This window comes from Erythrobacter westpacificensis (assembly GCF_039542285.1).
Taxonomy (GTDB): Bacteria; Pseudomonadota; Alphaproteobacteria; order Sphingomonadales; family Sphingomonadaceae; genus Alteraurantiacibacter; species Alteraurantiacibacter westpacificensis.
Genome location: NZ_BAABHV010000010.1, coordinates 157,460 through 172,701 on the forward strand (window position 1 = coordinate 157,460; position 15,242 = coordinate 172,701).

A 15,242-nucleotide genomic window follows, 5' to 3' on the forward strand; every position below is an offset into this window, starting at 1 on the left:
TTCGGCTTACACGACGCCGAAGGCCAGCATGGCATCGGCCACTTTCTTGAAACCGGCGATGTTCGCACCTTTCACGTAGTCGACGTGGCCATTCCCCTGGTCGCCGAATTCCACGCACTTGCCGTGGATGCCTTCCATCAGTTCGGTCAGCATGTCGCCCAGTCGGCCGTGGTTCCAGCTGATGCGCTCCGAATTCTGGCTCATCTCGAGACCGGAGACGGCGACGCCGCCAGCGTTGGCGGCCTTGCCCGGCGCATACATCACGTTGGCATCCTGGAACACGTGCACGCCTTCCAACGTGGTGGGCATGTTCGCACCTTCCGACACCGCTTTCACGCCGTTCTCGACCAGCGCCTTCGCATCTTCCTCGTCCAGTTCGTTCTGCGTCGCGCAGGGCAGCGCAAGGTCGGCAGAGACCTTCCACGGGCGCGCACCGTCGCCGTGGTAGCTGGCGTTGGTGAAGTGGTCGCAATACTCGCTGATCCGCCCGCGTTTCACGTTTTTCAGGTGCTTCACCCAGTCGATTTTCTCCTGGTCAAGGCCGTCGGGATCGTGGATGAACCCGCCGCTGTCGGACAGGGTCAGCACTTTCCCGCCAAGCTGGGTGATCTTCTCCGCCGCATGCGTGGCCACGTTGCCGGAGCCGGAGACGACAGCGGTATGGCCTTCAATGTCCATGCCCCGGTGCTGCAGCATGTTGCGCAGGAAATAGACCGCGCCGTAACCGGTTGCCTCGGGCCGCATGGCGGAGCCGCCGTATTCCAGACCCTTGCCGGTCAGCACGCCTTCCCAGCGGTTCACGATGCGCTTGTACTGGCCGAACATGTAGCCGATCTCGCGCCCGCCCACGCCGATGTCGCCCGCGGGCACGTCGGTATCGGGGCCGATGTGGCGGTAGAGCTCGGTCATGAAGCTCTGGCAGAAACGCATTACCTCCGCATCGGACTTGCCCTTGGGATTGAAGTTCGCCCCGCCCTTGCCGCCGCCCATCGGCAGGCCGGTAAGCGAGTTCTTGAAGGTCTGCTCGAAAGCGAGGAACTTCAGCACGCTCTCCGTCACCGAGGGATGGAAACGGATACCGCCCTTGTAGGGACCGATGGCGTTGTTGCACTGGACGCGCCACCCGCGCTGCACGCGGATGTTGTGATTGTCGTCCTCCCAGCAAACGCGAAAGCTCACCACCCTGTCGGGCTCGACGATGCGTCGCAGGATCTGCGCGTGGTGGTATTCTTCCTTGTCCTCGATGAAATCGAAGATGTCCTGCGCCACTTCCTGCACGGCCTGGATGAATTCGGTCTGCCCGGGATTGCGCTTTTTCACGCCTTCCATGAATTGGTTAAGGTCCACGTGACGATCGTAAACAGAAGCCATTCTTCTCTCCCCCTGATTGAATAATGCCCGATTCTTGCGCGCTCTTATGACCTCTTTGGGCTCTATTGACGAATCCCGATTGGCTTGAATTTGCCGCGCGAGTGAAAGACAAGGGCGCCGCAAGGGGGATTTCATCGTGACGGAGCGGGCTTCACCGCAGTGGTATTCGGCTGGCTGGCGCAACGTGCGCGAGGCGGGCCCGCGGCGGCTGGTGGTGACAGCGGTGCTGCTGCTGGCGGCCCTGTTGCTGGCCCGGTACAGCTGGGACCTGCCCGGCACCGACGATGCCGAGCGCGCGCTCTACGATTATCGCGCCTATACCCTGGCCGAGCAGGTGGAGCAGGACGAGCGCATCCTGATGGTCACTTATACCGACCAGACCCTGATCGCGCTGGAGAAGCGTTCGCCGCTCGATCGCGGGATGCTGGCAGACGCGCTGGCCAATCTCGACACGATGGGCGCGAAAGCCATCGGCGTCGATATCCTGTTCGACCAGCCACAGAGCGAGGACGCCCAACTTATCGAGACGCTGCGCGGAATGGAGACGCCCACGCTGCTCGCCTACACCACGTTCGAGGCGAACTCGCTCGACATGAATTACGAACAGCAGCAATTCCTCGATCGGTTCATTGAGCAGCTGGAAGGCACGAACGTCGCTCCGGCAAGCGTGCGGATGCCATCGGACCAGGGGGTGACGCGGGTGTGGCCCGATATCGATCCCGGCCTGCCGCCCCTGCTGGGCCGCGCCATGCTGCGCGCGGCTGGCGATCCGGCGGTGGAACAGTTCGATGGCTACGAGGGCGCAATCCGGTTCCGGCTGCCCGGCGTTTACGAAAGCGAGGTGGCGGGAGAGCCCGACGCGCACGACATTCCTATCTATACGGCGCTGACGATAGACCTGTTCGCCAATCCCGATATCGCCGCCGGTCTCGCGCCGATTGTCGCGGGCCGCTACGTCATCATCGGCGGCGACATCGTGGACTATGACCGCGCACTCACGCCGTTCTCCTCGCGCGAGGACGACTGGACGCGTGAAGGCAGCCGGTCCCCACGCCCGCCGGGGATGGAACTCCACGCCGATACCATCGCGCAGATGCTCGACGGGGCGCGCCTGTCGAAGCCATCAAGCCTCGCGCTGTGGGCACTCGCGCTGCTCACCGTGCTGGCGGCCACCGTCACCGCGCTGCTGGAACTGCGGGGCTGGCGCTTCGTCCCTGTCTTTCTCGCACAACTGGCGGTCTTCATCGGATTGCCGTTCTTCCTGCACTCGCGCGGTGTCGACACCTATGGCTTTCCCGCCGTCGGCCCTGCGCTGGGCTGGATCGTCGCCTTCACCGCCGTCACCAGCACAGCCCGCGCGGCCACGGCCGTGCAGCGCCAGTTCGCCGAGGGCGCGCTGGGCAAGTACCTGCCGCAGAGCATTGCCGACGAGATCATCGAGCATCCCGAACTGCTGCGCCTGCACGGCGAGAAGCGCGAGATCTTCGTGCTGTTCTCCGACCTCGAAGGCTTCACCAAGATGAGCCACGCCATCCCGCCCGAGATGGTGGCAAAGCTGCTCAACCGGTACCTGGAGATGCTGTCGGACGTGATTCTCGAGCACGGCGGCATCCTCGACAAGTTCATCGGCGATGCCGTGGTCGCTTTCTGGGGCGCGCCGATCAGCCGCCCGGACGATGGGACGCGCGCGGCGCGGGCAGGCTATGCCGTCTACCAGGCAGGCGAACGTTTCCGCGAGGAAGTTGCGGCAATGGACCCGGACCTGCCCCCCATCGGCGTCACCCGCGTGGGCCTGCATGTGGGCGAGGCGGTGGTCGGCAATTTCGGCGGCGAGAACCGCATCCAGTACACCGCCCTTGGCGATTCGATGAATACGGCAGCACGGCTCGAATCGGGTAACAAGACGTTCCGCAGCACGATCATGGCCAGCGCCGAATTCGCCCGCCGTTCGGGCCTCGACTGGTGGCGCCCGATGGGCAGCGTGGTGCTGTCGGGCCGGGCAAGTGCGCTGGATCTCGCCGAACCGGCGCCCGATTTTCCCGAACAGGACCGTCAGGCCCTCGCCGATGCCGTCGCGATGCTGGGCACGGATCGTGAGCGCGGGGTGGAAGCGATTTCCGCCATCGCCGCCCGCTATCCTCACGACACCGCACTCCAGGCCCTTCAGGAGCGTAGCCGCAACCTCAACGAGGACGGTGCCTATGTCATGGGCTCGAAATAGAGCGGGCCGATCGGCGGCTCGCCAAGTAATCTCCTGCACCACGGGCGTTCGGGAAAGAAAAGATTCTTAACATGGCTGACAACTTGACCAGCTTTTTGTTACAACGCCTGACAGACGTGTGGAGGAGTGAAGCGATGTCCGGGGGAAGCAAGCCGATACTTGCGCTGGTCGCCTCGACTGCGGCGCTGGCGCTGGCGCCCGACGCTGCCGAGGCCGGTACGGTGGTCGCCGCCAGCGGACCTTCCGCAGGTACATATTCCGTGGGCACGCAGATCAGCGACACCCAGCGCATCACCTTGCGCGAAGGCGACGTGATTACGGTGCTGGATGGCGGGCGCACCCGTGTCTTGCGCGGGCCGGGCACCTTCGTCCTGGCAGCGCGCACCAATGCCGGATCGCGCAACACCGCGCTTGCCGCCCTCACCTCGCGCCGCCCGCAGGCGCGGATCGCATCCTCGCGCGGCGTTCCCGGCGCGGATGGGGAGACGAACCCGAACATCTGGTACGTCGACGTGGCTACGCCCGGCACGATCTGCCTGTCCGATGTCGACCGGGTCAACCTGTGGCGCGCCGACAAGACGGGAGAGGCGGTCTACTCGATTGCCCCGGCCGGTTCGCCCGACGATGCCGTACAGGTGATCTTTGCCGATGGCGATGGCCTCGCGCGTTGGGAATCGGCGCTGCAACTGCGCGACGGCATGACCTACACCATTGGCCGCGCGCCGGATGACGAGGCGGTGCAGGTGACTTTCAAGTTCCTGTCTGACGAGCCCGACGATGGCGAGGCGCTGGCGCAGGCGCTGATTTCCAATGGCTGCGAAGTTCAGCTTGCCCAGATCGTTGCAGCGGCCCAAGACGGGGCGCAGGGCGAGGAAAGCTGACTATCGGCCGGCGCACCGGCTGATCGCCGCGCCGGACGACTTGGAGGAAGAGGCAGCGGGGGCTGCCTGTTGAAAGAGTATCGGGGGGATACGCAATGGGTTCAAGCGCTGGAACGCGACGCGCGAAGACCGCCTTTGTCGCGGTAGTTCGCGCTATGTCGCGACGCGCCGTGCGCGTGCTTCCGGCGCTGGGCATCGGCGCGGGCATCCTTGCCGCGATTTCCATCGGCCTTTCCGGCAGCGAACCCTTGCAGGCCCAGTCGGGCTACACCTTCACAGGCGTTGCCAGTTGCGCGGGCTCCACCTGTCACGGGCGTAGCGAAGGCAACGGGGCCATCGTGCGGCAGGACGAGATCGCCACCTGGCAATCCCCCAGCGCGGTCAGCGGGGCGCACTCGCGCGCCTTCGATGTGCTGCAAGGCCGCCGTGGGCGCCAGATCGTCGCTTCGCTCGGTTACAGCGGGCAGGATGAGGCGGAGAACTGCTACGGCTGCCATGCGACCTTCGCCCCGGTCAGCCAGCGCGGGCCGAAGTTCCAGCTGGACGACGGCGTGGGTTGCGAAAGCTGCCATGGCGCGTCGATCGGCTGGCTCGAATCGCACTACGAAATCCAGGGCACTCACGCCAACAACGTCGCCAATGGCCTCACCCCGCTCGACCAGCCGCAGGCCCGCGCCCGCGTGTGCCTGGATTGCCATTACGGCAGTACCGAGCGCGGCCAGTTCGTCACCCACGCGATGATGGCAGCGGGACACCCGCGCATCACCTTCGAGCTCGACCTGTTCAGCGCCTTCCAGCAGCACCACGATGTCGACGAGGACTACGTCCAGCGAAAGGGCCGCCCCGACAGCGTGCGCCTGTGGGCCGTGGGGCAGGCAGAAGCCGTCGCCCGCGCAACGGATCTGTTCGCTCGTCCCGCCTACGGCACCGAGGGGATCTTCCCGCAACTCTACTTCTACGACTGCCACTCGTGTCACCGCCCGATCACCGATGGCGAAGAGCGCCGCCTGACGTTCGAGACCAATCCGGGCCGCCCGATCACGTTCGGCCAGCCGCCGTTCAACGACGAGAACATCATCATGCTGAATGCCGTCGCCGATGCCCTCGCGCCGGGCCGGGCAGACGGCTTTCGCAATTCGGCGCGCGCTTTCCATTCCTCGATGAACCAGGGCCGCGCAGAGGCGCAGCAGGCGGCAATAGCCCTGCGGCAGGAAGCGCTGGCGCTGTCGCAGGCGCTGTCCTCGCGCAGCTACGGCGGGAACGCCGCCTTCACCGTGGTGGAGCGGATCGGCAGCAACGCCACCGCGCCGCGCTTCACCGATTACGCCGGCAGCGTGCAGGCGGTGATGGCGGTCGACACCCTGCTCAATGCCATGGTCAGCGACGGACGCGTGACCGTGGGCGCAGCCGCCGGGATCCGCGCCAGCATCAACCGTGCCTACGATGCCGTGACTTCTCCGGAAAGCTATCGACCCGTCGCCTTCCGCACGGCGCTGCGCGAAGCGACATCCGCCATCGGACGGCTGCAGTAATGAGGGCGCGGGGGGCCACATCGCTGCTTGCCGCCAGCGCGCTGGTGCTCGCCTCTTGCGGGGGCGGCGGATCGGGCAGCGGCGGGCAGACGCCGACGCCCAATGCCACGGCCACCGCCACGCCAACACCAACGCCCGGCTCGCCGTTCGTGGCGCCAGCGCAGGAGGCTCTCACCACCGCCGAGGTCGGCCAGATCATCGCACAGGCGGTGGCAGAAGCGCAGGCGCGCGGCCTGCCCTCCTTCATCGCGGTGACGGACCGGGTGGGCAATGTGCTGGGCGTTTTCCGCATGAACGGCGCGCGCGACACCGCCGTTGTCAGCCGAAAGCGCATTGGCGCGGATTTGCCCGCAGGCCAGATATTCGGCCTGCAAGGCGCAGAAGTGCCCGCGCAGCTTCCCGCCATCGCCAAGGCGGTGACGGGGGCATACCTCTCCAGCAGCGGCAACGCCTTCACCAGCCGAACCGCCAGCCAGATCGTGCAGGAACACTTCCCGCCAGCGCCCACCACGGTCGGACTCGAAAGCGGGCCGCTGTTCGGCGTGCAGTTCAGCCAGCTCCCCTGTTCGGACCTGTCGGCACGTTTCGGTGACGGCATGATCGGCCCCAAGCGTTCGCCACTGGGCCTCGCGGCCGATCCTGGTGGCATCCCGCTTTACAAGAACGGCGTCGTCGTGGGCGGCATCGGCGTGATGGGCGACGGGGACTATGGCTTCGATGCCAACATCCTCGATGTCGAGAACGATGCCGAGGAAGCCATCGCCATCGCCGGGGCGCAGGGCTTCATGGCGCCGGACGACATCCGCGCAAACCGCATTTTTGTCGACGGCACTTCGCTGCGCTTCACCGATGTACCCACCAACCTTGGCGGCACCGGTAGCAGCTTTGCCGCGATCAACGGCACGGCGGGCAACCTGTTCGCCGTGCCCGGTTACTACACCGGTGCAGGGCTGGTCGCAGGCACGGCCTATGGCACCAGTGCCTCCGGCCTGCGCGCGGCGACGGCGACGGACTTCGCGCTGCCCGGCGCCTTCATTCTCGACGATGGCAGCGGCAATGCGCGCTATCCCATCCGCGGCGGCACCGATGCGGCCAGCGTCGCCCAGCCGCTGACGCAGGCCGAGGTCCGCGCGATCATGGAAGAGACCTTTGCCGTCCTTTCCCGGTCCCGCGCCCAGATCCGCCGCCCGCTCGATTCCACGATGCAGGCGAGCATCAGCGTGGTCGACACGCACGGCGAGATTCTCGGCATCGTGCGTTCGTCCGACGGACCGATCTTCGGCATCGACGTGAGCCTGCAGAAGGCCCGCACCGCGACCTTCTTCTCGAACCCGGTCGCGGCGCAGCAGTTGCTCGACGCGGGCGGCGCGGTGGCGACATACGTGCAGCGCGTGCGCGATTTCCTCGGCGATCCCAATGCGCTCACCGGCTCCCATGCCTTTGCCGACCGTTCGGGCGGAAACCTTTCGCGGCCCTACTTCCCCGATGGCGAAGTGGGCATGCCGCCCGGCCCGCTGTCTGTGGCCGACACGGCAACCTTCAGCCCCTTCATGGTTGGTCTGCAGACGGACCTCGTGGGCGACGAGATATTCGAGCACGTGTTCTTCACCGCCGGACTGAATGCCGATACTCCGCGCGGCTGCACCGCCGTGCCGGTCTCGCCGTCGGGCCTGCCGCGCGTCGCCAACGGCATCCAGATCTTCCCCGGCTCCGTGCCGATCTACCGGAACGGCGTGCTTGTGGGCGGCATCGGCGTTTCGGGCGACGGAATCGACCAGGACGACATGGTCAGCTTCCTCGGCCTGCATAATGCCGGGCTGCGCCTGAACACCGGCATTGGCAACGCGCCAAAGGCCATCCGCGCCGACACCATCGAGGTGCGAACCGGGGGTACCACCACGCGCCTGCGCTATGTGAACTGCCCCTTCGCCCCATTCCTCGACGATCCGGCGCAGAACGTGTGCGAGGGGCTGTAGGTGAGCACTTCGCTGTCATTCCTGCTCCTCGCCAGCGCGGCGCACCCGGTGGGGCCGATGCCGCAGCAGGTGCAGGAACCGCCCGCGCAGCAGGAGACGGAGAGCCAGCGCCCTGACGGGGGCCTTGGCACGCAGGTCGATCCTGCCGAGCCTGTCGATCCGGAGATCATCGAGGGTCGCCGCCGCCCCGGCTACGTGGGTAAACTGCCCGATCCCGTCACGCAGGATAACGAGGGCGCGGTGCGCGCGCCGCCGCCGCAGGCTTTCCCGACCGACCAGATTCCCATTCCCGACCGCTGGCGGCTGATGCAGACGCTGGCCCCGGTGATAGGTCCGCAGATGGACGCGGCGATCAATTCCAGCATTCTCGATCCCTACCACCAGAACACCTACAAGGGTGACCGCCCGATCTGCGTCGGCAGCGACGAGGAACGCGAACGCCGCGCTGCCATGCGCGCCGCTGCCGAGGCGGCAGAGCGCGAGGCCGCCGCCGCCGAAGGCCGGACCTACAATCCCGAAAATGTGACTTATCCCGTTGGCAGCGCCGAGTGCTGGACGCCGCGCTTTCTCGGCCTCGAGGGCAACGACTGGTTCTTCGTCGTCAACGCCATTTCCGACACGGTGATCGAGCCGCGCACCTTCCCCATTCCCGTCGGCGTGCAGACCACCGAGGACCCGAACCGGCTCGACGTGTTCGGCAGCGATTTCTCGCCGGTTTTTTCGCAAACCTTCATCTTCGGCGCGGCGCTGATCAAGGGCTCTACAGCCTACAAGCCGCCCGATGTCGAATACCGCGTCACGCTGGCTTACAACATCAACTACGTCGACGTGCCCGAACGGCGCGTGCTGCTGGTGGAGCCGAGCCGCCCCTCGCACCGGCTGGACCATTACTTGGGCGTGCAGGAAGCCTTCTTCGACTACCACATCCGCAATACCAGCGAGCGGTACGACTTCGACAGCTTCCGCATCGGGATCCAGCCGTTCCAGGCGGACTTCCGCGGCTTCCTGTTCAACGACAGCCAGCTGGGCATTCGCTTCTTCGGCACGCGCGACAACAACCGCTTCCAGTACAACGTGGGCGCGTTCTGGCGGCTGGAGAAGGATACGAACTCCGGCCTCAATGCCATCACTCAGACTCCGCGCAGCGACTTCGTGTTCGTCGCCAATGCCTACCGCCAGGATTTCCTGATCCCGGCGCTGACCAGCCAGATCACGCTCGCCTACAACATGAACCGCGAGGCGGACGACGTGGAGATTGACCGCAACGGCTTCCCCGTGCGCCCGGCCCTGCTCGGCACGCTGCGCGGGCGCGAGTACGATGTGCTCTATGTTGGCTACAACGCCGACGGGCGCATCGGTCGCATCAACCTGACGGCCAGCCTCTATGGTGCCTTCGGCGAAGACCGGAACAACTTCTTCACCGACCAGCCCGCCGATATCCGCGCCTTCTTCGGCGCGACTGAGCTGAGCTATGACCGCGACTGGATGCGCTTCCGCCTGTCCGCCCTCTATGCCAGCGGCGATTCCGATCCGTTCGACAATGTCGAAGGCGGTTACGACGCGATTTTCGAGAACCCGATCTTTGCCGGCGCCGATACAAGCTACTGGATCAGGCAGACCATCCCCTTCGCCGGCGGTGGCCGCGCGATTGCCGTGAATGGCCGCAACGGCATTCTCAACAACCTGCGCCCTTCGAAGGAACAGGGGCAGTCCAACTTCAACAACCCCGGCCTGATCCTGGCGGGCGTGGGCGCCGATTTCGACCTGACGCCGGAATTCCGCCTTTCCACCAATGCCAACCACCTGTGGTTCGAGGATACCGCCGTGCTGGAGGCGCTGCGCGTAGAGGGTTCCATCCCGAAGGACATCGGCTTCGATGTGTCTGCCGCCGCGATCTGGCGGCCCAATGCCAACCAGAACCTCGTCTTCCGCCTCTCCGCCGCCGCGCTGGTAGCCGGTGACGGCTTTCGCGACCTTTTCGACAATCTGGGGCAGGACCGGGTCTATTACTCGGTGCTGGCCAATGCGGTGCTGACCTACTGATGCTGAAACGCCTTTCCCCTCGCCACATCGTGCCCGCCGTGTTCGCCGCCGGGGCTGCCCTGCTGGGCGCGGGATCGCTGCTGGCGGCGGGCGGGTACGAGACCGCAGTCTACCGCGATTACGAAGCTGCGGGCGTGCTGGCGGAGCCCGCCCCGCAGAACCAGACCTGGCGCGAGGCGGTCGACAAGTCCGAAGGCTGCCTCACCTGCCACTCCGCCTCCGATGCCCCGGTGATGACGGGGCTGGACGACGTGCCACGCCTGTCCACCATGCACGTGTCCGATGCCGTGGTGCTCGGCTGTACCGATTGCCACGGCGGCAACGAGGAGGTGAAGGGCAACCCTGACCTTGGCTTCGACCATCCGGACTACGTCGCCGCGCGAGAGGCGGCCCACGTGCTGCCGAGCTATCCCGAAAGCTGGCACTATCCCTCGTCGGCGAACCCGGAGCGTTCCTACTCGCTGCTCAACCGCGAGACCCCCGAATTCGTGAAATTCGTGAACCCCAGCGACTACCGTATCGCGCGCGAAGCCTGCGGGGCATGCCATATCCAGGTGATCGAGGCTGCCGAGCGTTCGCTGATGGCGACAGGTGCCATGCTGTGGGGCGGCGCTGCCTACAACAACGGGATTCTACCCTTCAAGAACTACGTCATCGGCGAAGCCTACACCCGCGAGGGCGAGGCGGCGCTGATCCAGAGTGCGATGCCGGCAGAGGGCGAGCCGTTCGGCACCGTCTCCACCGAGCAGGCGCAGCGCGGCGCGCTGGCGGCGCTCTATCCGCTGCCCACGTGGCAGGTGGTGCCGCCCGCCGACGTGTTCCGCGTGTTCGAACGCGGCGGGCGCACGATAAACTCGCAATTCCCGGAAATCGGCATTCCCAACCCCACCGGCCAGATCCAGAGGCTTGAGGAACCGGGCAGGCCGGACCTCAAGCAGTCGAACCGCGGCCCCGGCACGGGCCTGCGCGCCGCGATCCCCGTGCTCAACATCCACAAGACCCGTCTCAACGATCCGTTCACGTGGTTCATGGGCACGAACGACCAGCCGGGCGACTATCGCCACTCCGGCTGCTCATCCTGCCACGTGGTCTACGCCAACGACCGCGAGTATCGTCACTCGCTGACCTACGCGCAGTATGGCCGCGACGGGCAGACGATAACCGCCGACCCGACGATCAACCGCCAGCGCGCCGAAGGGCACGATGATGGGCATGGGGGCGGCTATGCCGACAGCGGCCACGGCGGCCTGGTCCAACCAGGTCATGCAGACAACGAGCACGGCGGCGAGGACCACGGCGAAGTGCCGCTGGACGAGCGCGAGAAGGGCCACCCGCTGCAGCACGTCTTCACCCGTGCCATTCCCACCGCGCAGTGCATGAATTGCCACATGCACCAGCCCAACATCTTCCTGAATTCCTACCTCGGCTACACCATGTGGGATTACGAGACCGACGCGCCCTTCATGTGGCCCGGCCCGGAAAACCGCACGCCGCGCCCCGAAGGCATGAGCGACGAGGAATACGAGGAATTCTATCGCACGCAGCGTTACCTGACGGCGGAGGAAGTGCGCCACGTGCTGGATCGCAACCCCGAGGGCGCGGCCCCGCGCGGCCTGTGGGCGGACCTCGATTTCCTGCGCAACGTCTATGACCTGAACGACGACCTGGAACACACCCAGTTCGCGGACTACCACGGCCACGGATGGAACTTCCGCGCCATCTTCAAGCGCGACCGTGAGGGCAACCTGCTGGATGCCGACGGCGAAGTGCTGCGCCCCGGCAACCGGGAAATCGACACCCCAGAGCAGTTCGCGTATCACGAGAACCGCTGGCGCCAGCGCTTCCGCCGCGACGGCGAGGGGCAGTTCGTGGAGGTCGAGGACGACCCGGCCGAGAACGGCACCAACAACCCCGGCGTGGCGGTTCACATGATGTCCATCCATGCCGAGAACGGGATGCAGTGCGCCGATTGCCACTATGCGCAGGACAGCCACGGCAACGGCCTGATCTACGGCGAGGTTGCCAACGCCATCGAGATCGGCTGCGTCGATTGCCACGGCACGGCGGACGACTATCCCACGCTGCGCACGAGCGGCCCGGCGGCCCCGCCCGAGGGGCATGACCTGACCCTGCTGCGCAACCCCGATGGCCGCCGCCGTTTCGAATGGCGCGAAGACCCGGAAAGCGGGCGGCGCACGCTGATCCAGCGCTCCATCGTCGACCCGGACCTGTCGTGGGAAGTCAGCCTGGTGCGCGACAGCGTCGACCCCGCATCGCCCGGATTCAACGTGAAGTCCGCCCGCTCCAAGCTGGTTTCCGCCGACGCGGCCGAGACGGACGTGTTCAGCTTCGGCCCCGGCATCGCGCCCGAGGACCGCGCACATGACAGCAAGGACATGGCCTGCTTCACCTGCCACCTCTCGTGGACCACCAGTTGCGGCGGCTGCCACCTGCCGATCGAGGCGAACTGGCAGAGCGAGATACATCGCTACGACGGCGGCACCACCCGCAACTTCGCCACCTACAACCCGCAAGTGGCGCGCGACGAGATGTTCCAGCTGGGCATCCACCAGACCACCAAGGGCAACCAGGTTGCGCCCGTGCGCTCCACCAGCGCGCTGGTGCTGAGCAGCACCAACATCAACCGCGAGCGCATCTATATCCAGCAGCCGCCGATCAGCGCGGCGGGCTTCTCCTCGCAGGCCTTCGCCCCCCACTTCCCGCACACCGTCCGGCGCGAGGAAACCAAGCAGTGCAGCGATTGCCACCTGTCCGATGCCGAGGACAACAACGCCATCATGGCGCAGCTGTTGCTGCTGGGGACGAACTACGTGAACTTCGTCGGCATGAATGCCTGGACCGGCCTCGAAGGCGGGTTCGAGGCGGTGCGCGTCACCGAGTGGGAAGAGCCGCAGGCCGTGCTCGGTTCCTACCTCCACCGCTACGCCTACCCCGATTACTACGCCCAGTTCGTGAACGAGGGGAACCGCGAGCTGCGCGACTGGACGCGCGGCAAGTTCTTCGATGAAGACCTGTCGGGCGAAACGCACGCGGTGGAACAGTTCGCCAATGTCCACGAGGGCACAAGCGACCGCGTCGGCTGCCTGCAGATGCGCGGGGAATACATGTTCGTGGCCGAAGGGCGTGGCGGCTTCCGCGTCTACGACATCGCCTCCATCGCCAACAAGGGCTTCTCCGAACGCATCATTACCGCGCCGTTCAGCCCGCTGGGGCACGATACGCACGTGGATACCGAAAACGCGACGTGCATGGCGCTGCCCACCAACCAGCCCATCGCGCCCACCCGCAATACCGAGCAGATCCGGCAGATGAACGAGGAGCAATCGTTCCTGCCGATCTATTCCTACGCGGCGATCTCTGACGCGGTGGAGGGGCTGATCCTCGTCAACGTCAACACGCTGGCGGACGGCGAATTCCGCAACAACCACCTCGCCCGCGCGACCTATGCCGATGGCTCGGATGCCTGGAACCCGGACGGCGTGCTGGACGGGGCGCGGCATATCCACCTGGCAGGCGAAGTGGCCTACATCACCGCCGATGTCGGCCTGGTGGTGGTGGACCTCGCCGATCCAACCCGGCCCGAACTCACCGCCGTCATCCCCATGAACGACGCGCGCGCTTCGGCAATCCAGTTCCGCTACCTGTGGGTGACAGACGCGGACGGCGTGAAGCTGTTCGACGTGACGGACCTGCGCCAGCCGGTTCAGCGCACGCAGGGCACCTTCCTGCTGCCCGACGCGCGCCGCATCTACATCGCACGCACCTACCTCTACGTTGCCGCCGGGGCGGACGGTCTGGTGATGCTGGACGTGACGCGCCCGCTCGCGCCGCAACGCCACGTTCCGCCTGCGCCTTACGCCAACCCCTGGCCCGCGGGCGAAACGCCGGACGCGCAGGACGTGATCGTCGCCTCCACCAACGCCAGCCTGTTCGCCTACGTCGCCGACGGGCGCAACGGCATGAAGGTGTTCCAGATGACCAGCCCCGACAGCCAGCCCAACTACTACGGCTTCAGCCCGGCACCCATGCCCGAACTGATCGCCTGGGCACGCACGCAGTCGCCCGCAATATCGCTGTCGAAAGGCCTCGACCGGGATCGCGCAGTGGACGAGACCGGCGGCCAGATGGCGGTCTTCGGAAGGCTCGGCTCACGCCCGTTCAACCGCGCGGAAATGGAGAACCTTTTCCTGAACGATGCCGGCATTCCGTGGCGCGTATCGGACGATGCCGACATGGCCGCGTGGGTGCCCGGTGCCGGCCCGGTGATGGCGCGGCGCCGGCCGGGGCAATAACCGCTCCCTGGTAGCCGAGGGCTAACCCAGCCCTTTCTCGTCTTCCATGTGCTTGATCATCGGGACGAGGTGCGGGCCGTAGTACGCAAGCACGTCCCAGTCGCCCACCCGCTCGTAATGGCTGGCGAGGTGCCCCTTCTCCCAGCGGTGCAGCGCGTAGGTGGGCGGCTCTGTTGTGATAAGCGCCCGGCTGTCTGGTTTCGTGCTGCTGATCGGGCGCATGTCCATCGACACCAGCGGCGCGACAGACGGCGTGACGCTGACGGGGATGCCGCAGAACCGCGCGCTCAGTTGGCGGTGCAGGTGGCCGCAGTGGATCGCCTGCACCCGCGCCTCGTGACCGGACAGCGCCTCGCACAGGCGCGCCAGCCACTTGTCTGCCGGGTCCGGATCCATCCAGGCAATGCCGGAGATTACCGGCGGGTGGTGCATGAAGATGACGGCGGGCACATCCGGATTGTCCGCCAGCACGCCCGCCAGCCAGGCCGCGCGGCTCTCGCAGAAAGCGCCGCCGTGGCGCCCCGGCTCCAGCGTATCGAGAAGGATGACCAGCAGGCCGTCCTGAACCCATGCGCTCTGGATGAAGCCCTCGTCGGTCGTCGGGGTATCCGGAAACGCGTTCAGCAATTCTTCGCGCGTATCGTGGTTGCCCACCAGCGCCTTCACCGGCATGTCGAGTTCGGACAGCAGCTCGGCTGTCTTCTCGAAACTGTCGCGGTCGCCGCGATCGGTGATATCGCCGGTCAGCAGCAGCAGGTCGACCGGATTTGGCTGTTTCTGCAAGCGGTCCAGCACCGCGCGGAAGCGCTGGCGATTAAGTTCCTCAGGCCGCGCTTCAGGCTCGAAGCCGATATGGATATCGGTCATCTGCGCGATAATCATGTCGCATCCCCCAACGTGACATC

The 15,242-nt window shown here is 66.1% G+C and carries 8 protein-coding genes; 6 read left to right on the forward strand and 2 right to left on the reverse strand.

The window, feature by feature from the left end:
- Positions 1-6: 6 nt before the first annotated feature.
- A complete protein-coding gene (gene gdhA / locus ABFX23_RS08785) occupies positions 7-1,371 on the reverse strand; it encodes an NADP-specific glutamate dehydrogenase (RefSeq protein ID WP_346032719.1) in 1,365 nt (454 codons plus the stop codon).
- Positions 1,372-1,507: 136 nt separating this feature from the next.
- Here gdhA and ABFX23_RS08790 point away from each other — a divergent pair, with 136 nt between their 5' ends.
- From ABFX23_RS08790 to ABFX23_RS08815, 6 genes are all read left to right on the forward strand, one after another.
- Entirely contained in the window at positions 1,508-3,592 is a 2,085-nt protein-coding gene (locus tag ABFX23_RS08790) for a CHASE2 domain-containing protein (RefSeq protein ID WP_346032720.1), read from the forward strand.
- A 134-nt stretch (positions 3,593-3,726) separates the two neighbouring features.
- Positions 3,727-4,473 carry a hypothetical protein gene (locus ABFX23_RS08795; protein ID WP_346032721.1) on the forward strand — a complete coding sequence of 249 codons (747 nt, stop codon included), beginning with the start codon at positions 3,727-3,729 and terminating at the stop codon, positions 4,471-4,473.
- Positions 4,474-4,628: 155 nt separating this feature from the next.
- On the forward strand, positions 4,629-6,005 hold the full coding sequence (locus ABFX23_RS08800) for a multiheme c-type cytochrome (protein WP_346032722.1): 1,377 nt from the start codon (positions 4,629-4,631) through the stop codon (positions 6,003-6,005).
- A complete protein-coding gene (locus tag ABFX23_RS08805; RefSeq protein WP_346032723.1) occupies positions 6,005-7,981 on the forward strand; it encodes a heme-binding protein in 1,977 nt (658 codons plus the stop codon). Before ABFX23_RS08800 ends, ABFX23_RS08805 begins: the two co-directional genes overlap by 1 nt.
- A gap of 57 nt (positions 7,982-8,038) precedes the next feature.
- Entirely contained in the window at positions 8,039-10,024 is a 1,986-nt protein-coding gene (locus tag ABFX23_RS08810; protein ID WP_428831656.1) for a hypothetical protein, read from the forward strand.
- Positions 10,024-14,337 carry an LVIVD repeat-containing protein gene (locus ABFX23_RS08815; protein WP_346032725.1) on the forward strand — a complete coding sequence of 1,438 codons (4,314 nt, stop codon included), beginning with the start codon at positions 10,024-10,026 and terminating at the stop codon, positions 14,335-14,337. The genes ABFX23_RS08810 and ABFX23_RS08815 overlap by 1 nt, the downstream gene beginning before the upstream one ends.
- 21 nt (positions 14,338-14,358) lie before the next feature.
- On the opposite strand, the gene ABFX23_RS08820 is transcribed toward ABFX23_RS08815, so the two are convergent.
- The gene (locus tag ABFX23_RS08820) at positions 14,359-15,219 is read right to left on the reverse strand and encodes a metallophosphoesterase (protein WP_346032726.1); all 861 of its coding nucleotides are present in this window, start codon (positions 15,217-15,219) and stop codon (positions 14,359-14,361) included.
- Positions 15,220-15,242: the final 23 nt, after the last annotated feature.

Excerpts from the sequence above, each read along its gene's own strand:
- gdhA (WP_346032719.1), bottom strand. The coding sequence starts at position 1,371 with ATGGCTTCTGTTTACGATCGTCACGTGGACCTTAACCAATTCATGGAA.
- ABFX23_RS08795 (WP_346032721.1), top strand. The coding sequence starts at position 3,727 with ATGTCCGGGGGAAGCAAGCCGATACTTGCGCTGGTCGCCTCGACTGCG.
- ABFX23_RS08800 (WP_346032722.1), top strand. The coding sequence starts at position 4,629 with ATGTCGCGACGCGCCGTGCGCGTGCTTCCGGCGCTGGGCATCGGCGCG.
- ABFX23_RS08805 (WP_346032723.1), top strand. The coding sequence starts at position 6,005 with ATGAGGGCGCGGGGGGCCACATCGCTGCTTGCCGCCAGCGCGCTGGTG.
- ABFX23_RS08810 (WP_428831656.1), top strand. The coding sequence starts at position 8,039 with ATGCCGCAGCAGGTGCAGGAACCGCCCGCGCAGCAGGAGACGGAGAGC.
- ABFX23_RS08815 (WP_346032725.1), top strand. The coding sequence starts at position 10,024 with ATGCTGAAACGCCTTTCCCCTCGCCACATCGTGCCCGCCGTGTTCGCC.
- ABFX23_RS08820 (WP_346032726.1), bottom strand. The coding sequence starts at position 15,219 with ATGATTATCGCGCAGATGACCGATATCCATATCGGCTTCGAGCCTGAA.